Origin of the sequence: Nonomuraea sp. NPDC049625, from assembly GCF_040675285.1 — a bacterium.
Lineage (GTDB): Bacteria > Actinomycetota > Actinomycetes > Streptosporangiales > Streptosporangiaceae > Nonomuraea > Nonomuraea angiospora_A.
In genome coordinates, this window is the sequence record NZ_JBFAOQ010000011.1 from 274,212 (window position 1) to 297,181 (window position 22,970).

The window sequence follows — 22,970 nt, forward strand, 5'->3', positions numbered from 1 at the left end:
GCCCGGTGGCCGCCCTCGTCCGGGACGAGGACGGCCGCCGGTCTCAGCTCAGGTGGCTCCCTTTCCGCCGGCGGAGCCGGCCACGTCCTCGGCCATGAGGGCCAGGACTTTGACGTGGCCGATGGTGAAACGCCGAGCACCTTCGGGCTGGGTGAGCGCGAGGCCCGACTCGGCCGCCGGCACCAGCGGCCCGCGCAGGGCTCGCAGGATCTGTGCGCGCCCGGCGTCCGGCAGCCCTCTCAGGTCGACGCTTCCGAGACCGGCGCTGAGGACCAGCGAGAGGTGTTCTCTGGTGGCCGCGTCCTCGATGGTTTCCAGCAGGAATTCGACCACCCACTCGAACACCCCGAACGACGCGGTCCACGCGTACTCGTCGGAGACGAAGATGTCGTTCGCCATCAGCCACCCACGATGAAGACGTTGCGTCCCAGCGGTTCGATGAACGCCCTCACCGTCGCGATCTGGGCGGACGAGAGCAGAGAGACGTCGACCGGCACGAACTGCGCCTTCCCCAGATGCGACTGAATCTGACTCTGCAGGCTCGGCCAGCTCCGCTCGAAGAACTCCGCGCTGAGACCGCTGCCCACCGCGTCGTAGGACCGCCCGTACTGGTCGAACCAGTCCTCGCTCGTGCCGTTGGACCGGCTGAGCCGCACCCCGCGCTCGGACTCGATGCGGAGTGCGGTTTCCATCTCGGCTCTCCTGAATCCCTTCTGCGCCGCGTCCCAACCTAGCGCCCTGCGGCGTACCAACTCCACGAACTCGGCTCTGAGGCTGCCGAGCGAGACCTTGGCGCCCTCGAGCGCCTCGAGCTCGCGCACCGCCTGCGCTTCGAGCCCGAGCACGGTCGCCTGGTCGAGGCCGGCCTCGGCCTCCAGGCCCGCCACGGCCTCCTCGGCGCCGACTCCCGTGCGGATGGAGTTCCGGAAGGCGAACACGCTCTTCGCGATCTTGCCGATGACCACCGGGCCCAGGATCTCGCCGGCCACCCAGGCGCAGCCCGAGGCCTTGAAGTTGGCGCAGTCGATGAAGTCGCCGAGCACGGCGTGCACCAGGTTGTTGAACGACTCCTGGATCACCTTCCGCACGTCCATGTGCAGCGTGCGGTGCTCGATGAAGTCGACGTCCTTGACGAGCAGGTTGTAGCGGGTGCACTCCGCTTCGGTCGCGCTCGTCATCTGGCACGTCGCGAGGTTGTAGTACACCGTCCCGTGGATGTGCAGCGGGATGTCGATGTCGCAGGTCCCGTCGCCGCCCCAGCCGGTGGTGCACGACCCGTTCCAGGAGTCCACGGTCAGGTCGGTCGCCACCTCCGTCAGCGCGAAGCCGCCGTCCCAGGTGGCGATGCGCTGGGTGTCCCGAGTCTGCTGGCGGGCCTGCGCCTCGGCCCTGATCGCCGCGGCCTGCGCCTCCTCGGCGCTCTGCCGCGCGTTCTTGGCGGCTTCCTCCGCGGCGGTCGCGTCCGCTTCCGCCTTGGAGGCGACGTCGCGGGCGGTGGCGGCGTCCTGTTCCGCGGCGCTGGCGGCGTCGCGGGCCGAGGCGGCGTCCCGTTCGGCCTCGTCGGCCGAGTCGCGGGCGTCGCCGGCGTAGCCTTCGGCGGCGGTGGCGGCCTTGTCGGCGGCCGCGGCGTCGGCGGTGGCGCGGCGGTCGTACTCGACGGTGTTGGCCTCGGCCTTCACCGCCGCCTTGGCCGCCGCTGCCGCCTCGTCCGCTGAGGCCCGCGCCTGGGCGAGGGAGACGACGGCCTTGGCCGCGGAATCCGCCGCGTCGGCCGCCGCGATGGCGGCCGCCTTGGCGTCGGCGTCGGCCTGGGCCGCCAGCGCCGCGGCCTCTGCGGCGGCCTTCTTCGCCTGGGTGGCCTTGGCCTGGGCGACGGCGGCCTGCTGGGCGGCCAGCGTCTTGGACGCCTGCGCGGTCAGCACGGCCAGGCCCGCCGAGGCGTCGGTCTCCTTGTACGGGGAGCCGAGCTCGATGGCGTCGTTGGCCGGCTTGATGACCTGGGCGGAGGAGTCGCGGGCGGCCAGCGCCGCCTGGGCGGTGGCGTAGGCGAACCCGGAGGTCTTGACCGCGCTGACGTGCGCGGCGTCGGCCTCCTTGCGGGCGACGACGGCGTCCATCTTGGCCCGCACCGCGTTGGCCATGGCGGTCTTCGCGTACTGCTCGGCGTCACGGACGTTGATGGACGCGTCCCACGACGCCTTGATGGCGTCGGCCGCCGCGGCGTGGGCCTTCTTGACCGCCGCGTTGGTGATCGTCACGTCGCGCTGGGCCGCGTCGGAGGCGGACCTGGCGCGGGCCGCGGAGGCCTCGGCCCGCGTGGCCGCCTCGCGGGCGGCGGACGCGGCCGCGGTGGCCTGGTCGGCGGCGGCGCGGGCGTTGGTCGCGGCGGTGGTCGCCCGGTCGGCCGCGGAACGCGCCTGGGTGGCGGCGGTCCTGGCCCCCTCGGCGGCATCGGTGCCTTCGGCGGCCGCGGCGTACGCCTCGCGGGCAGAGGCCTTGGCCTGCAGGGTGTCCCGGGTGCTCTCGGCCTCCAGGGCGGTGGTACGGGCCGCGGCCGCCTTACGCTCGGCCTCCAGCGCCGCTTCCTTCTTGTCGGCCGCGGTGGCGCCGGCGCCCTGGGCGGCGCTCAGCGCGTTGGCGGCCGTCTGCCGTTCGGACTGGGCCCGCTGTTCCGCGGCGGCGGCGTTGGCGCGCTGCTCGGCGGCGATGTTCTTCTGCCGTTCCGCGTTGTCGCGCTCGGACTCGGCGATCTCCCGCTTGGCGCGGGCGTCGTCGGCCGCCGCCTTCGCCGTCTGCTCGGCGGCCTCGGCCCTGGCCTGGGCGTTCTTGGCCTTGGTCGCGTTCTCGGCCGCGAGAGCCGCCTGCGCCGCGGCGCCGTCGGCGGCGGCCTTGGCCTGCGCGGCGGCCTCCTCGGCGGCCATCCGCCGGAACTCCGCCCGTGAGGCGTGCGCCTGCGTCTCGGCCAGCGCCATCAGCGTCTTGCTGTCGGCGGCCGAGGCGCGGGTGGCGTTGCCCGCGGTCTCGGTGGCCTTGGAAACGGCCTGCGTGGCGGCGGCCGAGGCGCGGGCTACCTGGACGGCCTGCTGTCCGTAGAGCAGGCCGCGGCCCCGTGGCAGCCCGGCGGCGTCGGCGATCGCGTACGCGGCCTGCTGGGCCGTGACGGCGGCGGTGGCGTGCCGCTGGGCCGACTGCGCGGCCCGCGAGGCGACGAACACCCGGCCCAGAGCCATCGCCTGGGCCTTGACGATGTCGTTCTTGACCTTGGCGAACTCCGCCGCGCTCGGGTAGGACAGGTCGTCCGGCGACTGCTTGAGCCAGTACGCCTGCCATTCGGTCAGCCGGCTCGCGATGATGGACTGTCCCAGCGCCTCGCCCAATGCCTGGGAGGCGACCTGGAGGTCGGCGGCGGCCCCGGCCTCCTCGTTGAGGATGGTGTCACGCTGGGCGCGCTGGCCGTCGAGCTCCTGCTGCCACTCCTGCGAGGCGGCGGCGAACTCGGCCTTCAGCACCTCGTGCGGGTCCGGCGGGTTGGCGGTGGTGCAGGAGGCGTAGCGGGCCTTGAGGTTCTCGACGTCGACCCGGAACTCCATGCTGTCCGGATCGGGCGCGCCGGTCGGGAAGCCGCCGCGCTCCAGGAAGGCCCGCGCGTCGTCGGCGTACATGGGGTGGTCGGCGGTCAGGTCCTTCCACGCCTGCCGCCCCTCCTCGTCCTCGCCGCCGGCGGGGTAACGCTCCTCGGCGATCTTGTTGACCGCGTCCACGGACTCCTTGGCGGCCCGCGGGGTCTGATCGGCGTAGAAGTCGTCCTCGTGCTGCCAGTACTGGTTGGAGATCCAGGTGGACAGGCCCACTTTGGTGAACGGGTTGTCCTTCTGGTCGATCCGCTGGAACTGGACGTCCGTGTAACCCTTCGGGGGCGGGACGGCGAGCGACCCCTCCCAGACGTAGTGCCGGTCGTTGAGCTCGTTCAGCTTGACCCCGGTCCGCTCCTCGTCCTTGTCGAAGGCGGCGTGCAGCGGGGTCGGCGGGTCGGCCCAGTAGTCGTCGGCGGCGTTGCGCAGCAGGACGTCGTCGGTGCCGCCCAGCCCGGCGCGGGCGACGGCTTTGAGGTCCTGGCCGCCCCTGCGTTGCGCGGTGGTGAGCAGGCACTGGGCCGCGCGGACCGACGCGGCGTGCGCGAGGTCGTACTCGGCGGCGTCGGCGAAGGCGGCCACCGGGCGGGCGCCGGGCAGGGGCACGACCTGCGCGGAGAGGACGGTGATGGAGGCGAGGGTCGCGGCGGCAGCGCGAAGCCATCCCGATAAAGGGCGCCGTGATGTGGTGGTGAACATGGTCAGCTTTCAGCCGTTGGTTACGGGGACGGGTGCGCTCAGAAGAAGGCGTTGAAGGCGTTCCAGCCCGCGTTGCCGATCTTCTCCTTGGCGGCGAAGGGGGCCGAGGAGACGCCCGTTCCCTTGAAGAGCCAGAGCGCGCCGGCGGAGTCGCGGGCGATCAGGTCGGCCTTGCCGTCCCCGTTGTTGTCGCCGGTCGAGACCAGCGCGGTGTAGGCGTCCCAGCCGGTGCCCGCGCTGACGCGGGCGCCCAGGATCTGGTTCTCGGTGACGCCGCCCGTTCCCGGATAGAGGTAGAGGGTGCCGGCGGTGGTCCTGGCGAGCAGGTCGTTCTTGCCGTCGCCGGTGTAGTCGCCGTATCCGGCCAGGGCGTCCATGCCGTTCCAGCCGGCGGTCCCGGCCTGGACCCGGGCCGCGAGACCGCCGTCGGAGCGGCCGGGGTAGAGCCACAGAGCGCCGGCGGTGTCCCGCGCGATGATCTCGGGCGAGGCGCTGCTGCCCATGTTGCCCGGGGTCATGATCAGGTTGTACTGGTCCATGGTCGAGGCGACCGGCATGGTCGAGGTGCCGCGTTCGGCGGTGTAGTAGAGCTCGCCGCCCAGACGGAAGAACAGGTCGTTGCCGGTGCCGTTCTCCGAGGTGGTGGCGCGCAGGATCGCGGTCGCCGCGGAGAAGCCGCCGCCGAGGTCGACGGGGCTCTGGAGGCCGCCGGTGCCCTTGGGCTCGTAGGCGAGCAGGTGGCCGTCGCTCGCCCTGCGGACGAACAGGGGCAGCATCGGCGCGCCCGCCGCGGTGGCGGACGCGGCGGGCGCGGTGAGCAGCGAGCCCAGGACGGTGAGCAGAGCCAGCGCCGCCAGCGTTCTGGTACGGACTGGCGCCCAGCGTAAGAATGTGGACATTCGACGTGACCTCGTATGAGGAAGAGGTGAAAGGATCTTTCAGGACGGACCCGACCGTTGCGCAAAGCGCTACCGGATCGCTTCCGTTGTGCTTCCCGCGGGCGGCGTACTCGCTCTGCCCGCAGGAAGCACCACGGAGGGTGGCTCAGCCGGGTTCCGGGCGGGACAGCGACGTGGCCAGGAGCTCGGCCAGGTGGCGGGCCTGGCGGCCGGTGCGGGCGGCGGAGATCTGGGTGCGGCAGGAGAAGCCGTCCGCGAGGATCGCCTGGTCAGGCCCCGCCGCCCGGACGGCGGGCCAGACGGACTCCTCCGCGCAGGCCACCGACACGTCGTAGTGCGAGCGTTCGAACCCGAAGTTCCCGGCCAGGCCGCAGCAGCCCGCGTCCAGGACCTCCGTGCGGATGCCGAAGCGGTCGAGAACGGCGCGGTCGGCGTCGTACCCCATGATGGCGCTCTGGTGGCAGTGCACCTGCGCCACCGCCTCCCCGCCCGGGGAGGCCGGGCGCCAGTCGGGCGCCCGCGACTCCAGCAGCTCGGCGAGCGTCAGCGTGCGCTCCGACAGCAGCCGCGTGTCCGGCGTGTTCAGCAGCTCCGGCCCGTCGGCGCGGAACACGGCGGTGCAGCTCGGCTCCAGCCCCACCACCGGGATCCCGGACTCCGCCCACGGCCGCAGCGCGCGCACGCTGCGGGCCAGCACCCGCCGCGCGACCCCGAGCTGTCCCGTGGAGATCCAGGTCAGCCCGCAGCACAGCGCCACCGGCGGCACGTGCACCTCGAACCCGGCCGCCTCCAGCACGCTCACCGCCGCCTGCCCGATGTGCGGGTCGAAGTTGTTCGTGAACGTGTCCGCCCACAGCACGACCTTGCCCCGCGTGCCGGGCCGCGCCGGGCCCCGCCGCTTGAACCAGTCGATGAAGCGCTCGTTCGCGAAACGGGGAAGCTCCCGCTCGGCCGCGACCCCCGCGACGGCCTTGAGCAGCCGCGACAGGCCCGGCGTGTGCGCCAGGGCGTTGAGCGGGCCGGGCATGGCGGAGGCGAGCGCCGCCCACATCGGCAGCCAGCCCATGGAGTAGTGCTCGCGGGGCCGGATCCGGCGCCGGTAGTGGTGGGACAGGAACTCGGCCTTGTACGTGGCCATGTCGACGTTCACCGGGCACTCGGACCGGCAGCCCTTGCAGGCCAGGCACAGGTCGAGCGCGTCGCGCACGGCGGCCGAGCGCCAGCCGTCCGTGATCAGCTCGCCGCGCACCATCTCCCCCAGCAGCCGGGCCCGTCCCCGCGTGGAGTGCTCCTCCTCGCGCGTCACCCGGTAGCTGGGGCACATCACCCCGCCCTCGAAGGTGTCCTGGCGGCACTTGCCGATCCCGACGCACCGGGTGGCGGCGTGCCCGAACCGGCCGTGGTCGCCCTGGTAGTCGAAGGACTTCTGCCGGGGCTCCAGCGGGTAGAAGTGCCGCTGGGCGAGGTCCTGGTCGAGGCGGTTGGGGTGGACGACCTTGCCGGGGTTCATCCGGTTGCGCGGGTCGAAGACGGCCTTGAACCGGCCGAACGCCTCCACCACCTCGTCGCCGTACATGCGCGGCAGCAGCTCGGCCAGCGCCTGCCCGTCGCCGTGCTCCCCCGACAGCGAGCCGCCGAAGGCGGCCACCAGATCGGCCGCCTCCTCCGCGAACGCCCGGAATCGGGCGATCCCGTCGTCGGTGTGCAGGTCGAGCGGGAGCCTCCCGTGCACGCATCCCTGTCCGAAGTGCCCGTACAGGGCCGAGTCCGCGTAGCCGTGGCGGCGCAGCAGCTGCTCGTAGTCGCGCAGGTACGTGCCCAGCCGCTCGGGCGGCACGGCCGCGTCCGACCAGCCCTCGTACGTCTCCCGCCCCTCCGGCGGGTACGCCTCCACGCCCAGGCTGGCCTCGCGCCAGCGCCACAGCTCGTCCTCCTTGGCCGGGTCGCCGAGGAAGGTGTGGGTCGCGTGCCGCCCCACGTCGCGCATCAGCCCCTGCGCCCGTTCGAGCGCCTCCTCGGCGGTGTCGCCGCCGAACTGCACCAGCAGCCACCCCCGCCCCTCCGGCAGGTCGCGGAGTGCGGGATCGTCGGGCCGCTCCTGGCGGGCGAGCCGGCACATCCGGTCGTCCATGGCCTCCAGCGCCAGCGGCTGGTGCCCGGCCACGGCGGGGACGGCGTCGGCCGCCGCGAAGATGTCCTCGAAGCCGAGCACCGCCAGCGACCGCGCGGCCGGCCTCGGCACCACGGCCAGCTCGGCGCGCAGCACGGTCACCAGCGTGCCCTCGCTCCCGACGAGGGCGCGGGCCAGGTTGAAGCCGTTCTCGGGCAGGAGCTGGTCGAGGTTGTAGCCGGAGATGCGCCGCTCCAGCTTGGGGAAGCGGGTGCGCACCAGCTCCATGGTGTCGTCGCGCAGCTCGCGCAGCTGCCGGTAGAGCTGGGCCGGCCGCCCGCCCACGGCCTGGATCCTGGCGTACTCGTCGTCGTCGGTCGGGCCGACCCACATGCGCACGCCGTCGTAGGTGAGGATCTCCAGCCGCAGCACCGACTCCGACATCTTCCCGTACGCCTGCGCGGACGCCCCGCACGAGTTGTTGCCGATCATGCCGCCGATGGTGCAGGTCGGATGGCTGGACGGCCGGGGCCCGACCATCAGGCCCTCCGGCTCCAGCACGTGGTTGACCCCGTCCAGCACGGCGCCGGCCTGCACCGTGATCCGCCTGCCCGCGACGTCCACGGACTCGACCGCGCCGCAGTGCTTGGACCAGTCGATCACCACGGCCACGTTGCAGCACTGCCCGGCCAGGCTGGTGCCACCGCCCCGGGACAGCACCGGCACGTCGCGGGAGCGGCACGCGGCCACCGCCGCCACCCCGGCGTCGAGCGTGTAGGGCACCACGACGCCGATGGGCACCTGCCGGTAGTTGGAGGCGTCCCGCGCGTAGGCGGCGCGGCTGCCGGTGTCGAACCGGATCTCGCCGTCGACCGTCTCCTCCAGCCGCCGCTGGAGCGGCTCCACGTCGATCTCGAGCGGCCGGCGCGGGCGCGCGGCCGGTGTTCTGATCAGGCTGTCCATAGCTTCGCCCGCCATCGTCCGCCGCCCGGCCCTAGACGCCGAGCAGATCGGTGAGGTCGTCGGCGTGCTCTTCTTCCTCTTCGAGGATCGACTCCATGAGCCGCCGCGTCGTCGGATCGCCCTCGCCCAGCCAGCGGATGATCTCCTGGTAGGTGGAGATGACGATGCGCTCGGCCCAGAGGTTCGCCTCCAGCAGGCCGCGCAGGTCGGTGTCGGCGGGGACCTGGTAGTCGGTGTGGGAGCGCTGCACGAGGCTGGCGGGGTCGAAGTCGGGCTCCCCGCCGAGCTGGCTCACGCGTTCGGCGGCGCGCAGCGCGTGCTGCAGCTCCTCCTGGGCGTGCTCGGTGAACTCCGCCGACACCTGCGCCCGGTCGATCCCCTTGGCCGAGATGGCGTGCCTGGTGTACCTGAGCCAGCACACCACCTCGGTCGCGATGACATCGTTGAGGATGTTGATGACCTTCTGCGGGTCGTGCCCGAAGGTGCCCGTGATCGGACCTTCGTTCATCTTCTGCCGCACTTGGTCACGGATTCTGGTGACGTCCAGCACGAAGTCGTCGGTGTGGCTCATGTCTGTCCTGTCCTTCCCCCGGCAAGGAGTTCCCCCAGGTCAAAGGTAACTTTGCGGGACGTCGCAGGCGGGCTGCGACACCCGGGGACAGTCACGTCGAAACCCGGTTGACGGGCGCGGGATCATGGCGGTGATGGACGAACGGCGCTTGATACGCGTTTCCAAATATCTGGCCAGGCACCTGCGGCATGACCCGGGGCGCATCGGCCTCACGCTGGACCCGAACGGGTGGGTGCCGGTGGACACCCTGCTGCGGGCGGCGGCCGAGCACGGGTTCCCGATCACCGCCGCGGAGCTGTGGAAGGTCGTCGAGGCCAACGACAAGCGGCGCTACGCGATCGAGGACGGCCGGATCCGGGCGAGCCAGGGGCACTCGGTGCCGGTGGATCTCGACCTGCCCGCCGTGCGGCCGCCCGAGGTGCTCTACCACGGCACCGTTGGCCGGTTCCTGGCGGCGATCAAGGAGGAGGGGCTGCGGCCCATGAACCGGCACCACGTGCACCTGTCGCCCGACCGGGAGACGGCGACGCGGGTGGGGGTCCGGCGGGGCGTGCCCGTGGTGCTGGTGGTCGCGGCCGGGGCGATGCACGCCGGCGGGCACGAGTTCCGGGTCAGCGCCAACGGGGTGTGGTTGGCCGACCACGTGCCACCCGGCTACCTGCGGTTCCCCTCCTGACGGCGGGCGCGCAGGGTGTCGCGGGCGGCCATCAGCGCGAAGCCGAGCAGGTTGGCACCCTGCCACGCGGCCGGTGACGCGGCCCGCTCGTCCGAGGCCGCCAGCCCGATGCCCCACACCCGGTCCAGCGGGCTCGCCTCCACCAGGACCCGGCTCGACGTGCCGAGCAGGAACTCCGCCAGGTCGTCGTGCGCCCCGAACTTGGCGACGTTGCCGCGCACCACGATGCCGAAGCGGTGGGCGTCCCACGTGGGCTCGTCGAAGCCCCGTACGGTCCGGCCCAGCGCCTTGGCCTCGCCCGGGTGGCCGGCCTCGAGGATCTTGTCCGCGCTCTCCCCGTCGCCGAACAGCCACGCCTTGTGCGCCATCATGTAGTGCTCGGCCGAGGCGTACGTGTGGCCGTCCTCCGTGAAGGTGACCGGCCACCACTGGCTGAGGCAGCCCGGTCCGACGCCGCCGTCGCGGGCGGGCTGGTGGCCCCAGAAGTACAGATATTTGACGTGCCGGCCGGACCGCTCGGCGGCGATGGCCTCGTCCACGGTCATGGGAAGTTCGTCGGACATGTCCCCGTACCTTACGCTCGCGAGCCCGCTCTCATGAGGCGGTCGGCGACCTCGCGCAGCACCGGCACCAGCTCGGGCGGGTCGAGCACCTCGAAGTCGAAGCCCTTGGCCGCGACGTGGATCGCCAGCTCCTCCAGCGAGTTGGAGCCGGCCTCGAACAGGCACGTGCGCTCGTCCACCGCCGCCAGCCGCCCGGCCCCCGGCGAGGTGCGCGGCGCGACCGCCTCCATGGGCGCGTGGAAGAGGATGCGCGCCCGGTAGCGGTAGGGCGCGGAGGTGATGGCGCGCGAGACGTACGCGGCCACGTCCTCCTGGGGCACCGCACGCGGCGTGAACCGGGCTCCCGGCTCCCCCAGGGGATCCTCGATCCGGTCCACCCGGAACGTCCGCCAGTCCTCCTTGGCCACGTCCCACGCCAGCAGGTACCAGCGGCGCGGCGTGTGCACGAGCCGGTGCGGCTCCACCTCGCGCGCCGTGACGCCGTCCCGCCCCCGGTAGCGCAGCCGCAGGCGCCGGTGGTCGCGGCAGGCGGCGGCGAGCCCGGCCAGCACGTCGGCGTTCACCTCCGGGGCCGCCGCGCCCGCCAGCGGCACCGTCGCCGCCTGGAACGCGCTCACCCGGTGCCGCAGCCGAGACGGCAGCACCTGGTGGAGCTTGGCCAGCGCCCGCAGCGCGACCTCCTCCAGCCCGGCGACGCTGCCGGTCGCGGCCGTACGCAGGCTGATCGCCACGGCCACCGCCTCCTCGTCGTCCAGCAGCAGCGGCGGCAGCGCGGCGCCCACGCCGAGCCGGTAGCCGCCGGCCACGCCGGGGGTGGCGTCCACGGGATAGCCGAGCTCGCGCAGCCGCTCGATGTCGCGCCGCACGGTGCGCAGGCCGACCTCCAGCCGTCCGGCCAGCTCGGCGCCGCTCCAATCCATGCGCGACTGGAGCAGGGACAGCAGGCGGAGCAGCCGCGCCGAGGTCTCCAACATGAGGATGATTCTGCCGGACATCGGTGCCAGAACCTGTCACCAATCCCTTCTACTGTCTCAGGCATGACGAACAGCGGCATCACCCCCTATCGCATCGACATCCCGCAGGCCGACCTCGACGACCTGCGCGAGCGCCTCCGGCGTACGCGCTGGGCCCCCGAGCTGCCCGGCACCGGCTGGGAGCGCGGCGTGCCCACCGGCTACCTGCGCGACCTGGCCGCGTACTGGGCCGACGGCTTCGACTGGCGCGCCCAGGAGGCGGCGCTGAACGCGTACCCGCAGTTCACGACCACGGTCGGCGGCGCGGACGTGCACTTCCTGCACGTCCGCTCCGCCGAGCCGGACGCCACCCCGCTGCTGCTCCTGCACGGCTGGCCCGGCTCGGTCGTCGAGTTCCTCGACGTCATCGGCCCGCTCACCGACCCGGTCGCGCACGGCGGCGCCGCCGCCGACGCCTTCCACCTGGTCATCCCGTCGCTGCCCGGCTACGGCTTCTCCGGCCCGCTGCCCGGCACCGGCTGGACGGACGGCCGCACGGCGGCCGCGCTCGTGGAGCTGATGTCCCGGATCGGGTACGAGCGGTACGGCGTCCAGGGCGGCGACGTGAGCGCCTTCATCGCTCCCCTGATGGGCCGGGCCGCGCCGGACCACGTCGTCGGCGTGCACGTCAACGGGCTGCTCACCTTCCCCGACCCGGCCGTGACGGGCTCGCTGAACGAGGCCGAGCAGGCGCGGATGGCCGGGATGCGGGAGTGGCAGGACAAGCTCGGGGCGTACATGCAGCTGCACGGCACCCGGCCGCAGACCATCGCCGCCGCGCTGCACGACTCGCCGGCCGGGCAACTCGCCTGGATCGTGGAGAAGTTCAAGGACTGGACGGATCCCGAGGCGAAGCTGCCCGAGGACGCCGTGGACCGCGACCGGATCCTCACCGACGTCAGCATCTACTGGTTCACGCAGACGGCGGGGTCGACGGCGCACACGTACTACGAGCGGTTCAACGACTTCAGCGCGTGGGCGCCCAGGGAGCGGGGCACGGTGCCCACCGCGGCGGCCGTCTTCCCGACGGACTTCTCGGTGCGCCCGCTGGCCGATCGGGTGCACAACGTGGTGCGCTGGACGGAGTTCGGCCGCGGGGGCCACTTCGCGGCGCTGGAGACGCCGGACCTGCTGGTGACGGACCTGCGCGAGTTCTTCGGCCGGCTCCGCTAGGGCAGCTCGGCGAAGCGCTCGATCTGCTCGGTCCGGCCGGAGACGAGGACGACGTCGCCATAGGACAGCTCGGTCTCGGCGGTGGCGTAGGTGAACTCCTCGCCCGGCGCCTTGACCGCCACGATCGTGACGCCGTACTTGCGGCGCAGGTTGGAGCGGCCGAGCGGGACGCCGACGTATTCCTTGGGCGGGGTGGTCTTGGCCAGCGCGAAGTCCTCGTCCACCTGCATGTAGTCGAGCATGCGCCCGCTCACCAGGTGGGCCACCCGCTCGCCCATGTCGTGCTCGGGGAAGACGACGTGGTGGGCGCCGATGCGGCTCAGGATCCGGCCGTGCTGGGTGCTGATCGCCTTGGCCCAGATGTCGTTGATCTCCAGCTCGACCAGCAGCGACGTGGTGAGGATGCTGGCCTCGATGTCGCCGCCGACGGCCACCACCGCCTGGTAGAAGTCGGGCACGCCGAGCTGGCGCAACGCCTCCATGTCGGTGGCGTCCGCGGTCGCGATCTGCGTGATCCGCCCGGCCAGGCTCTGCGTGACCTTGGGCCGGTGGTCGATGGCCAGGACCTCGGTGCCGCGCCGGGTCAGCTCCAGCGCCAGCGACGTGCCGAACCGGCCGAGGCCGATGACCACGACGGGGTTGTTGTCAGCCAACGATGACTCGCTCCTCGGGTAGCTCGTAATGTCGGGAGCGCTGGTTGAGCGCCAGCGCGGAGCCCATGGTGAGCGGGCCGATCCTGCCGATGAACATCAGCACCGTCAGCAGCAGGTGACCGGCCACGCCCAGGCTCGGGGTGATGCCGGTGCTCAGCCCCGCCGTGCCGAACGCCGCGACCACCTCGAACAGCACCTGGTCCAGGCCGTGCGGGGTGAGCGCGAGCAGCACGTACGTGGACGCGGCGACCAGCGTGACGCCCAGCACCGTGATCGTGACGGCCTGGCGCTGCGTGGCCTCGGGGAGCCTGCGATGGCCGATGTTGACCCGGCTCTCGCCGCGCACCTCGGCCCAGACGACGAACGCCAGCAGCCCGAACGTGGTCACCTTGAGCCCGCCCGCCGTGCCCGCGCTGCCGCCGCCGATGAACATCAGCACGTCGGTGGCCAGCCAGCTCGACGGGTACATCTGGGAGATGTCCAGGGTGTTGAACCCGGCCGAGCGAGGCATGACCGCGGCGAAGAACGCGGCCAGCAGCTTGCCGGGATCGTCGAGCGCGCCCAGCGTGCGGGGGTTGCGCCACTCGGTCATCAGGAAGACCAGGGTGCCCAGCACCAGCAGGGTGACGCTCACGCCCACGGTGACCCGGGTCAGCACGCTCCACTTGCGCGGGTGGCGCCAGGAGCGGGCCAGCTCGAACACCACGGGGAAGCCGAGCCCGCCGACGATGACCGCGAGCGCGATGGTCAGGCAGATCCACGGGTCGGCGACGAACCGCATGAGGTTGTCCGGCCAGAGCGCGAACCCGGCGTTGTTGAAGGCCGTGACCGCGTGGAAGGCGCCCAGGTAGGCGGCCCGGCCCAGCGGCTCGCCGTACCCGATGGCGAACCGGGCGGTGAGCACGACGGCGGCGACGACCTCGCACACGAGGCTGAACAGGACCACCTTGCGCACGACGCGGCGCACGTCGCTCATGCTCAGCGTCTTGGTCTCCGCCTGCGCCGCGATCCTGGCCCGCAGCCCGAGCCGGCCGGAGACGAGCAGGGTGAACAGGGTGGCCATCGTCATGATCCCCAGCCCGCCCACCTGCACGAGCCCCGCGATCACCACCTCCCCGAACACCGACCAGTGCGACTCGGTGTCCACGATCACCAGCCCGGTGACGCAGACGGCCGAGGTGGCGGTGAACAGGGCCACGACCCAGTCGGCGGGCGCGCGCTCGGTGGTGGCGATCGGGAGGGCCAGCAGCACGGTGCCGATCCCGATGGCCAGCACGAACCCGGCGGCCACGACCTGAGCCGGGTGCCGGAAACGGGTCAAGAACGACGGCATCATGCTCATCACCTGGCCCCGCCACACAGGTCACGCATCGAGAGCGCCTCCCCCGTCGAACCCCAGCCGAAATCCGAGCCGACCAGACTTCCCGGCGCACCGCGCACTACCGTAACAGGCCCGGGTGACGCCGGCGCACTTACGCGTCCTTGACGCGAACCCTGCGCGCTTTTGACGCCCCCGCCTCCCGCCGGAGGGAGGCGGCGGCGACGTAGGCTGGGCGCCGGAGGCCACTGATGCGCGCACGCGATCTCGCCGTCGACTTCCCGACGGTCACTCTGGACACCCCGGCGCTGGAAGCCGCGAAGCTCCTGGCGGAGCAGGACCTGCCGGGGCTCATCCTCGTCGATCCCGACGGGCGCCCCCTCAGCATCCTGCCCGGCACCCAGGTGCTGCGGCTGGCGGTGCCCGCCTACTGCCAGGACGACCCGGCGCTGGCCCGGGTGGTGGACGAGGCCCACGCCGACCTGTTCCTGCGGCGGCTCGGGGGCAGGACCGTGCGGGAGTGCCTGCCCGAGCAGCCGAAGGAGCTGCCGGTCGCCGACCTGAAGGCGACCGTGCTGGAGCTGGCGGCGTTGATGGCGCGCACGCGCAGCCCGCTGGTCGCCGTGGTCGACGGGGGCCGGCTGGTGGGTGCGGTCACGCTGCAGTCGCTGCTGGACCATGTCCTGGAGCTGTGACCCGCGCGGCGTCGTAGGCTGGTCGCATGGCCAAGACCGCGGCACGACAGCCCGTACCCGCCCGGCGCGCGGACGCCGAGCGCAACATCGCCGCGATCCTCGAAGCCGGCACCAGGTTGCTCAGCGCCGACCCCACGGCCAGCGTGGCGGACGTCGCCAAGGCCGCCGGGGTGGGCCGGGTGACGCTGTACGGCCACTTCCCGTCGCGGGAGGCGCTCGTGGACGCGGTGCTCGACCACGCGGTCGAGGTGGCGGACGCGGTGCTGGCGGACGACTCGCTCGACACGGCCCCCGCGCCCGAGGCCATGGCGCGGCTGCTGCGCTCGTCGTGGGAGGTGCTCGACCGGCACCGCCGGCTGTTCGTGGCCGCCGACCGGGTGCTGGCCACGGAGCGGATCAGGGAGCACCACGAAAGGCCGCTGCGGCGGGTGGAGCGGCTCATCGTGCGCGGGCAGCGCACGGGCGAGTTCCGTACGGACCTGCCGTCGGAGTGGCTGGTGACGACGTTCTTCTCGATCATCCACGCCGCCGCGCAGGAGCGTGAGGCGGGGCGGCTGGTGCCCGAGGAGGTCGAGCTGGTGCTGACCAGGACGATGCTCTCGCTGCTCGCCCCCACCCGGCCGTAACCCTACCGGCCCTGACCGCGGGCTCCCGCGGCCCTTCAGCATGCCCTACCCACGTATGGTTCATGCGTGCTAACTTGAACATCAGTGTTCAAGTTAAGGAGGGTATCCGATGAGCCTTGATACGGCTCCCGCCGGGCGGCGCACCGGCGGATGGGGTGTGCTGGTGCTGCTGTGCCTGGCCCAGTTCATGCTGATCGTGGACATCACCGTCGTACAGGTGGCCTTGCCGACCATCGGCGTGGACCTCGCGCTCGACCGCGAGTCCCTCACCTGGGTCGTGACCACATACACGCTCTGCTTCGGCGGGCTGATGGTGCTCGGCGGGCGGCTCGCGGACGCGCTGGGCGCGCGCCGCACGCTCCTGGCGGGCCTGGGGCTGTTCACGGCGGCCTCGCTGCTGTGCGGGCTGGCCGGCAGCGGCGCCGCGCTCATCGCCGGACGGGCGCTGCAGGGGGTCGGCGCGTCGCTGCTCTCCCCCGCCGCGCTGGCCGTGATCACCACCACCTTCACGGGTGAGCGGCGCGGCCGGGCGCTCGGCGTCTGGGCGGCCATCGGCGGCACCGGGGCGGCCCTGGGCGTGCTGGTCGGCGGCGTGCTGACCGCCGGACCGGGGTGGTCGTGGGTGTTCTTCGTCAACGTCCCGATCGGGCTGGTGGTGCTGGCGGCCGTGCCCGCCCTGGTGCCGCCCGCGCGCGGGCGGGGCGAGCGGGTCGACGTGCCCGGCGCGCTGGTGGTCACGCTGGCGACGGCGCTGCTGATCTACGGGCTGGTGACGGCCGGCGACGCCGGCTGGGGCGCTGCGGGCACGGTGCTGCCGCTGGCCGGTTCGGTGCTGCTGTATGTCCTGTTCGTGGTGGTCGAGCGGTCGGTACGGTCACCGCTGATGCGCGCCGAGACCCTGGCCAGGCGGCCGGTGATCTCGGGGACGTTCGTCATGCTGATGGCGACGGGGCTGATGCTGGGGCTGTTCTTCCTCAGCTCGCTCTACCTCCAGCACGTGCTGAGGTTCAGCGCGCTGGAGACGGGCCTGCTCTTCCTGCCCGTGGCGATCGCGATCACCATCGGGGCGCAGCTCGGCGGGCATCTCATCGGCAGGATCGGCGGGCGGCCGGTGGCGGTGGCGTCCTTCGTGCTGACCGCGGCGGGGGCGGCGCTGATGACGCGCATCTCACCGGACGCGAGCGCGTACACCACGCTGCTGCCGGGCTTCGTCCTGGCGGCGCTGGGCATCGGGCCGGCGTTCGTGACGGCCACCACGACGACCATGGCGAACATCCCGCCCGGCGAGAACGGCGTGGCGTCCGGCGTCATCAACACCTTCCACGAGCTCGGCGGCTCGATCGGCGTGGCCGCCGTCTCGACGGTCGCCGCGTCGAGCCTCGCGCCCGGCTCGGCGGGAGGCGTCGGAGGTTTCGTCGCGGGGCTCACGCTGTGCGCCGTCGTCGCGGTGGTCGCGGCGGCCGTCTCGCTGGGGCTGGTGCCGCCGGGCCGACCGGCCGCGGCGTTCGTCGGCCACGGCCACGGTCACGGTCACGGTCACTGACGAAAAACCGGGATATCGCCAACGTCTCCGGCGCATTATCCTTCATTGATGGTCAACTTAAGCCGGGCGAGAGCGGTGAAGGCATAGATGCCGCGACTGAGGCTGGCGCACCAGCAACTGCCCGGCGTGACCGTGATCGCCGTGATCGGTGAGATGGACGCCGCCAACCGCGCCCAGCTCGAGGCGTACATCGCGCAGGTCCAGCCGGCGCCCGCGGGGAGGCTGGTGTTCGACCTGTCGGAGGTGCCGTTCATGGACAGCTCGGGTCTGCACGTGCTGCTGACCTGCGCCACCAACTGCCTCAAGGACGGCGGCGCGGTCCACCTGGCCGCCGTCCAGCGCATGCCCGCCCGGCTCTTCGAGCTGACCGGCGTCATCGCCCACGTGCCCGTGCACGACACGGTCGAGGGCGCCATCACCGCCGCCCTGGCCTCCTAGAAACGCTCCACGGGCGGGCTCCGGCCGCCCGGCCGAACCTCTTGTGATCAGCCGGCTCCGAAGCACATGAACGTGGCGGCGGGCTCCCCCGCCGACGCCGCCGCCAGCGCGTCGGCCGGGGCCGCGCCCTCGGCCACGCCCCGGTGGTAGGCCGTCATGACCGCCTCGGCGACGTGGTCCGGCACCCGGGTGGGGCTGGAGATGACGGTGGACGTGCCCAGATGGAGCAGCGCCGCGGTGAAGCCGAGCAGCTCGTCCCCCGCCCGTACCACCGCCTGGCCCACGTCGCACGCCGACAGGACGACGTGCCCGGGGGCCCGGCCGAGCCGCTGCAGGTCGTACGCCATGAGAGGCCCGTCGGCCAGGTCCAGGCGGGAGAAGAACACGTTCTCGCGCTCGTGGTGCCCGTGCGCGGCGAAATGGGCGAGGGACGCGCCGTCCAGCGCCTCGAGCGTGGCCGACACGGTGGCCAGCCCGCCGCTGAGCCGGCGCGCCTTGGGGTGCACGGCCGCGAGCCGCTCGACCTCCGTCTCGGCGTGGTCCAGGCCGGGCCCGGCGACCAGGACGGGCGGGCCGTCAGGCCCGTACGGCGCCCGCCCGCGCCCGGCCGACAGCCACACCAGCGCGGACGGCGCCACCACCAGGGGCCGGCCGCGCAGGTCGGGCAGCAGGCCCCAGGGCACGGCGGACAGGCCCATCGTCGGGATGACGACGATCCCCCGCGCGCCGGACAACACCTGCCGCAGGGGCGCCATGACCGCGCCGGTGATGGTCGCCAGCTGCCGCCGGACGGACGCCTCGATCACCTCTCTCAGCGCGGGCCGCAGGGTGCGCCCGGCCTGCGCGTTGAGGTCTCCGGCCAGTCGGCGGGCGGCTTCGGCGACCGGTTCGTACGCGCTGAGCTCGTACAGGTGGCACCGGCCGCGCACGAGCACCAGCGCCAGCAGCCTGCCCCCGACGTTGAGCAGGCTGACCATGGCATCGTCGCCGGCCGCCAGCACCTCCTGGACCGCGCCGACGGGGGCGGGGGCCAGGCCGGGGCCGACGCCGGGGAGCTGCCAGCCGCGTTCCCTGATCACCTGCTCCAGCTCCAGGCAGCGCCTGCGCAGCCCGGGCCGCCGGCGTCCCGCGGCCTCGTCGGCGCGCATCCGCTCGGCGAGCTGGCGCAGCTCGGCCAGCGCCTCGGCGGTCGCGGGGTCCTCGGGGGCGCGCGTCGGCCGGTGGCGGAACGCCTGCGCCCGGCACCGCTCCGACCAGGCGAACACCTGCCTGGCCGACCCGCCGGCCAGCGCCGTGGTGAGCCCGTACGCGGCCAGGTCCGCGCCGAGCGCGGCCACGCCGGTCAGCAGGTCGAGGCTGCCCAGCCGGCCGCGGTGCGAGTGCACGAGCGCCAGCCCGGCCCGCACCCGGCGCAGCGCCGGGCCCCGCTCCCCGCGCGCGCCCGCCAGCTCGGCGGCGGCGAGATGCCGCATCAGCCGCACCTCCAACGACGCCCTCCGCGACCCCGCACCACCTCCCGACGCGGCGGCTGTTGCCTCGGGGAGGCGGCCGGCGGCGATCAGGGCCCTGACCGAGACCAGCCGGGCCAGCTCGGCGTCGTCCGCCATGTCGAACGCCGCGAACCCCGCCGACAGCTCCGCCGCCCGCCTGGCCACGCGCCCCGCCGCGCCCGCCTCCTCGCCGCGCAGGCGCATGAGTGCCGCGCGCAGCGCCCACGCCGTGCTCCCCCGGCGCCTGAAGTGCGTCTCCGCGCGCCGCGCCCGGGCGCGCGCCTCGGCGAGCCGGCCCGCGTCGAGCGCGCACTGCGCCCGGGCGAGCTCCGCCTCGGCGTAGTCCTGCATCAGGCGCTGCCTGCGGAACCCGTCGATGGCCCGGTCGAGCACGCGCCCCGCCTCGTCCGTCAGGCCGACCGCCAGCAGCGCCCTGGCGCGGTCGAGCGCGAGCACCGGGCGGAAGCCGGGGTTGACATCCTCGTAGAGCCGGTCCACGCGGGCGAACACGGCCAGCGCCGCCGACACGTCGCCGAGCAGCAGGTCGCAGTAGCCGTCGTTGTGCAGGGCCTTGGCGGCGATCACCTCGTGCCCGTGGGCGTGCGCGAGCTGCGCGCTGCGGCGCGCGTCGTCCCTGGCCAGGCGGATCCGGCCGGCCATGAGGTGGATGACCGACCGGTTGAGCAGCACCCTGGCCAGCTCGACCCGGTCGCCGTCGGCGAGCAGGGGCGCGGCGATGTCCAGCTCCCGGAGCGCCTCGGTGCCGGCGCCCATGCGCAGGTGCATCAGGCCGCGCTGGGCGTGCACGATGGCCAGCGCGGCCGGTGGCGCGCGGCGCTGGGCCCGGTCGAGCAGCTCCATCCCGAGCTCGGTCCGCCCCTGCTCGGCCTCGGCGTGCGCGAGGCTGGTGAGCACCCGGGCGACCAGGCCGTCAGAGCCGTCGCGGTCCTCGTCCGCGGAACCGACGGCGGTCGCCGATTCGAGCAGGGCGAGGGCCCGGCGGAGTCTGCGGGCGGCCAGGGCCGGGCGGCCGTTGTCGGTCGCCTCGACGCTGAGCCGGTGCAGGCGTTCCACTCGCTCCCGGAGCGACGCTGCACGCCCGCTGTCCCGCAATCGCGCCTCGCGGTGGTCAGAGAATGAGTGAGGGCGTCACCGCCAGTATCGTCGCCCGCGCCGGATCGTCCAGTCCCTGGCGCACCACGAGTTGCGACAGGCCACGCGGCACCGCGTCCAGGACGAAGCGGCCCTGGTCGTCGGCCCTGACCGTGCGCGGGCCCTCGCCGGTGCGCAGCTCGACCAGGTGGTCGCCCGGCGGCGCGAGCCAGCCGTCCACGCGTACGGCGTCCTCGTCCCGCGCGGTCACGCTGATCATGATCGTGAGAACCTCGCTGTCGAAGGTGATCGTACGGCTGTCCTCGCCGCCCCGGACGCCCGCCGGCAGCGGGGCCTCCTCCTGCGGGCGGAGGATCTCGAAGTCCGGCTCGGGGGATTCGAGGGCCAGGGCGAACTGCAGGCGTTCGACCAGCGTGGCGGGGACCGGGTCGACGGTGCGGTAGACGTCGGCGAGGTCCTCGATGAGGAGCTGGTCCTCGGCGGTGAAGGGGGGAGGGTCGGTCCCGTCGGCCGGGTTCATCGGGGGCTCCAATCGGGGTCCTTCGCGAGCAGGCGGCGTAACTTCGCGAAGCACCGGCCGCGCGTGGGTCCGATGCTGCCCATCGGCATGCCCAGAGCGGCGGCCACGGCGTCGTAGTGCGGACGAGGCACGAAGGCGATGATCCTGAGCAGCTCGGCGCACCGTTGGGGCAGGCTCTCGACGGCCTGCCAGAGCGCGCGCCGCCGTTCGTCGTGCACGAGGAGCTCGTCCGGCGTCAGCACGGGGTCGGGCAGCTCCTCGAACGCGTCGTCGCCCGGCAGGTCGTCCTTGCGCGAGGAGGCGCTGACCCGCCACGCCTCGCGCCGGGCGGTGGTGACGAGCCATTCGATCAGCGCGCCCGGCGCCGCGATGGTGTGCAGGTGGCGCAGCAGGATCAGCCAGGTCGTCTGGACGACGTCCTCGGCCGCCTGCGGGCTGAGGCCCTGGTTCCTGGCGGTGTGCCAGAGCACGGGCGTCAGCTCGGCGACGATGGCGTCCAGCGCGCCGCTCTTGCCCTCCCTGGCCTCGACCAGCAGGGCGGCCATCCGGTCGCGGCGCCGGCCGGGAGCGGGCGCGCGTTCGAGTGCGGGGTCGCCGGTCATCAGATGGGGACGATTTCCGGCCGTACGGCCTTGTCGTCGACCATCGCGTCGACGACCTGCCTGGCCCGCTGGACGGGATCGACGCCGACCTGGCCGAGGGTCTTGGTGAGCTCGGCGGCGATGGTGCCGGCGACGATCGGGGCGGCGAACGACGTACCGCTCCAGCCGCAGAACGGCCCCACGGCGTCGCAGTCGAGCGAGGCGCGCTCGCCCGTGGTGAGCATCGCGTTCTGGGCGCCCCTGAACTTCGGCGGGAACGTGCTGACCACCATCGCGCCCGGAGCGCGCCACCGGACGGCGGGGTGCTCGTTGCTGAAGATGGCGATCGTGCCGTCGGGGTTCTTGGCGGCGACGCCCAGCATGGGTGCCAGCGGCGGGCCGGGCACGGCCGTCTCGGACAGCGCGGCGAGGTAGAACGGCCTGGTCGTGGCGTAGTTGCCGGCGGCGTTGACCACGATGACGCCGCGCGCCCGCAGCTGGTTGACCTTGTCGAACAGCGCCTGCATGGCCGGGTCGCCCGCCTCGGAGAAGCCGCCGAAGGAGCAGCACAGCACGTCCACGGCGGTGCCGGAGGCCATGAGCGCCGGCAGCCGGTCGAGCGCCGCGTGCACGGCCTCGAGGGGGACCACGCCGTCGCTGTGCATGACCTTGTACATGAGCACGCGGGCGTCCGGCGCGATCTGCGCGATGAGGCCGGCGAGCATGAGGCCGTGCCCGGTGTGGGAGTTCAGCACGCCGACGAGCGGGTTGGGCAGCTCGCCGAGGTCCTCGTAGCCGACGAGCTTGGCGACGTCGCGGCCCTGGTAGGCGGGGTGGGAGTCCTCGATGAGCTGCTGCCCGGCCGGATCGACGGTGAGGAAGGCGTCGGGGTCGGTCACCGGCCTGAACCAGGGGTGCTCCGTCACGCCGGTGTCCAGCGTGACCACCGTGATCCTGCGCCCGCCGAGCTGGGCGAGCGGCCTGCGGCGCGGCGGCCCCGCCACCACGGTCACGGGCACGCGTCCGTACCCCGGCCGGGCGCTCGTCAGCGGCTCCTCGATCACGGCGTGGCCGCTGGTGGCGGGCTCGCCGCCCAGGCTGAGCGAGCCGATGCCGCTCGTGGCCGAGCCCACGAACAGGTGGTCCAGCGAGATCGTGGCGAGCACCGCCTTGAACGGCCACCCGTCGGACTCGGCGCGCAGCGCCCTGCGCACGACGCGGAGAGCGCGCCAGGCGTCGACATCGATGTCGTGCGCCTCCTTCTGGATCTCCAGCACGCCGGGCAGCCAGACGGTCTCGCGCCCGTAATCCCGCTCGCGGGCGCGCCTGACGCTGACCGGCGACAGCTCCAGCTGGATCCCGGACAGCGCCCGGTCGATCCAGGAGACCACCTCGTCGGAGCGGAGCGCCTGCCCGGGGAAGAGCAGCACGTCCGAACGGTAGACTGTGGAGTCGGGGCGGCGCTCGCCCGGGTCGAGGGGGACGCCCCAGGGGTCGAGGATCCTGGCGCCGTGCCGGTCCAGGATCTCGCGGGGAAGCGTGATGCCCTGCCAGGGCGGCCCGAATCGTTCGGAGCCGCCCGATGCAGCTGGTTCGCGGATGTAGTCGATGCTCATCTCACCGTCTCCGTTCTTCCCTCTGTGGCGTACGAGAGCGGCGCCCCCGCCTCGATACGAGAGGTCGATAACGGAATG

The 22,970-nt window shown here is 73.2% G+C and carries 19 protein-coding genes; 6 read left to right on the forward strand and 13 right to left on the reverse strand.

The genetic code is table 11. From position 1 onward, the window contains the following. Positions 1 to 48: 48 nt before the first annotated feature. The 5 genes from AB0J87_RS40030 to AB0J87_RS40050 form a co-directional block, all read right to left on the reverse strand. Positions 49 to 399 (reverse strand): hypothetical protein, encoded by a 351-nt coding sequence (locus tag AB0J87_RS40030; RefSeq protein ID WP_363974640.1) that lies wholly within the window; start codon positions 397 to 399, stop codon positions 49 to 51. After that, positions 399 to 4,331 carry a hypothetical protein gene (locus AB0J87_RS40035; protein ID WP_363974643.1) on the reverse strand — a complete coding sequence of 1,311 codons (3,933 nt, stop codon included), beginning with the start codon at positions 4,329 to 4,331 and terminating at the stop codon, positions 399 to 401. The genes AB0J87_RS40030 and AB0J87_RS40035 overlap by 1 nt, the downstream gene beginning before the upstream one ends. Positions 4,332 to 4,369: 38 nt before the next feature. Continuing rightward, entirely contained in the window at positions 4,370 to 5,230 is an 861-nt protein-coding gene (locus AB0J87_RS40040) for an FG-GAP-like repeat-containing protein (RefSeq protein WP_363974646.1), read from the reverse strand. Positions 5,231 to 5,375: 145 nt separating this feature from the next. Beyond that, positions 5,376 to 8,318: an FAD-linked oxidase C-terminal domain-containing protein gene (locus AB0J87_RS40045; RefSeq protein WP_363974649.1), complete on the reverse strand. Its 2,943-nt coding sequence runs from the start codon at positions 8,316 to 8,318 to the stop codon at positions 5,376 to 5,378. 16 nt (positions 8,319 to 8,334) lie between these two features. Next, on the reverse strand, positions 8,335 to 8,874 hold the full coding sequence (locus AB0J87_RS40050) for a DUF892 family protein (protein WP_350727741.1): 540 nt from the start codon (positions 8,872 to 8,874) through the stop codon (positions 8,335 to 8,337). Between the two features lie 133 nt (positions 8,875 to 9,007). On the opposite strand from AB0J87_RS40050, the gene AB0J87_RS40055 reads away from it, so the two are divergent. Continuing rightward, positions 9,008 to 9,550: an RNA 2'-phosphotransferase gene (locus AB0J87_RS40055; protein WP_363974652.1), complete on the forward strand. Its 543-nt coding sequence runs from the start codon at positions 9,008 to 9,010 to the stop codon at positions 9,548 to 9,550. Here the strand turns inward: AB0J87_RS40055 and AB0J87_RS40060 are convergent. Both AB0J87_RS40060 and AB0J87_RS40065 read right to left on the reverse strand, forming a co-directional pair. After that, the gene (locus AB0J87_RS40060) at positions 9,529 to 10,113 is read right to left on the reverse strand and encodes an NADAR family protein (protein ID WP_363974655.1); all 585 of its coding nucleotides are present in this window, start codon (positions 10,111 to 10,113) and stop codon (positions 9,529 to 9,531) included. The genes AB0J87_RS40055 and AB0J87_RS40060 overlap by 22 nt on opposite strands. A gap of 11 nt (positions 10,114 to 10,124) precedes the next feature. Next, positions 10,125 to 11,087 carry a WYL domain-containing protein gene (locus tag AB0J87_RS40065; RefSeq protein WP_363974658.1) on the reverse strand — a complete coding sequence of 321 codons (963 nt, stop codon included), beginning with the start codon at positions 11,085 to 11,087 and terminating at the stop codon, positions 10,125 to 10,127. Positions 11,088 to 11,150: 63 nt separating this feature from the next. Between AB0J87_RS40065 and AB0J87_RS40070 the strand changes: the two genes are divergently transcribed. Then, positions 11,151 to 12,299: an epoxide hydrolase family protein gene (locus AB0J87_RS40070; RefSeq protein ID WP_363974661.1), complete on the forward strand. Its 1,149-nt coding sequence runs from the start codon at positions 11,151 to 11,153 to the stop codon at positions 12,297 to 12,299. Here the strand turns inward: AB0J87_RS40070 and AB0J87_RS40075 are convergent. Together AB0J87_RS40075 and AB0J87_RS40080 are read right to left on the reverse strand one after the other, a co-directional pair. After that, positions 12,296 to 12,952, reverse strand: coding sequence for a TrkA family potassium uptake protein (locus AB0J87_RS40075; protein WP_357753897.1), 657 nt, complete (start codon positions 12,950 to 12,952; stop codon positions 12,296 to 12,298). The two genes, AB0J87_RS40070 and AB0J87_RS40075, sit on opposite strands and share 4 nt — an antisense overlap. Next, positions 12,945 to 14,288, reverse strand: coding sequence for a potassium transporter TrkG (locus AB0J87_RS40080; RefSeq protein WP_363974665.1), 1,344 nt, complete (start codon positions 14,286 to 14,288; stop codon positions 12,945 to 12,947). Before AB0J87_RS40080 ends, AB0J87_RS40075 begins: the two co-directional genes overlap by 8 nt. A 233-nt stretch (positions 14,289 to 14,521) precedes the next feature. On the opposite strand from AB0J87_RS40080, the gene AB0J87_RS40085 reads away from it, so the two are divergent. From AB0J87_RS40085 to AB0J87_RS40100, 4 genes are all read left to right on the forward strand, one after another. Then, positions 14,522 to 14,965, forward strand: a complete 444-nt coding sequence (locus tag AB0J87_RS40085; protein WP_350727734.1) for a CBS domain-containing protein — start codon at positions 14,522 to 14,524, stop codon at positions 14,963 to 14,965. A 26-nt stretch (positions 14,966 to 14,991) separates the two neighbouring features. Further along, positions 14,992 to 15,591: a TetR/AcrR family transcriptional regulator gene (locus tag AB0J87_RS40090; RefSeq protein ID WP_363974669.1), complete on the forward strand. Its 600-nt coding sequence runs from the start codon at positions 14,992 to 14,994 to the stop codon at positions 15,589 to 15,591. Positions 15,592 to 15,700: 109 nt separating this feature from the next. Further along, positions 15,701 to 17,134, forward strand: a complete 1,434-nt coding sequence (locus tag AB0J87_RS40095) for an MFS transporter (RefSeq protein WP_363974672.1) — start codon at positions 15,701 to 15,703, stop codon at positions 17,132 to 17,134. A gap of 87 nt (positions 17,135 to 17,221) precedes the next feature. Continuing rightward, a complete protein-coding gene (locus tag AB0J87_RS40100; protein ID WP_363974675.1) occupies positions 17,222 to 17,572 on the forward strand; it encodes an STAS domain-containing protein in 351 nt (116 codons plus the stop codon). A gap of 47 nt (positions 17,573 to 17,619) precedes the next feature. Here the strand turns inward: AB0J87_RS40100 and AB0J87_RS40105 are convergent, their stop codons facing one another. Genes AB0J87_RS40105 through AB0J87_RS40120 form a run of 4 tightly spaced genes read right to left on the reverse strand, consistent with a single transcriptional unit; the run spans position 17,620 to position 22,892 of the window. After that, positions 17,620 to 20,136 (reverse strand): CHAT domain-containing protein, encoded by a 2,517-nt coding sequence (locus AB0J87_RS40105; RefSeq protein ID WP_363974678.1) that lies wholly within the window; start codon positions 20,134 to 20,136, stop codon positions 17,620 to 17,622. A 55-nt stretch (positions 20,137 to 20,191) separates the two neighbouring features. Next, positions 20,192 to 20,695, reverse strand: a complete 504-nt coding sequence (locus tag AB0J87_RS40110) for a hypothetical protein (protein WP_363974681.1) — start codon at positions 20,693 to 20,695, stop codon at positions 20,192 to 20,194. Continuing rightward, the gene (locus AB0J87_RS40115) at positions 20,692 to 21,297 is read right to left on the reverse strand and encodes a sigma-70 family RNA polymerase sigma factor (RefSeq protein WP_363974684.1); all 606 of its coding nucleotides are present in this window, start codon (positions 21,295 to 21,297) and stop codon (positions 20,692 to 20,694) included. The genes AB0J87_RS40110 and AB0J87_RS40115 overlap by 4 nt, the downstream gene beginning before the upstream one ends. Beyond that, positions 21,297 to 22,892, reverse strand: coding sequence for a S8/S53 family peptidase (locus AB0J87_RS40120; protein WP_363974687.1), 1,596 nt, complete (start codon positions 22,890 to 22,892; stop codon positions 21,297 to 21,299). Before AB0J87_RS40120 ends, AB0J87_RS40115 begins: the two co-directional genes overlap by 1 nt. Positions 22,893 to 22,970 lie beyond the last annotated feature (78 nt).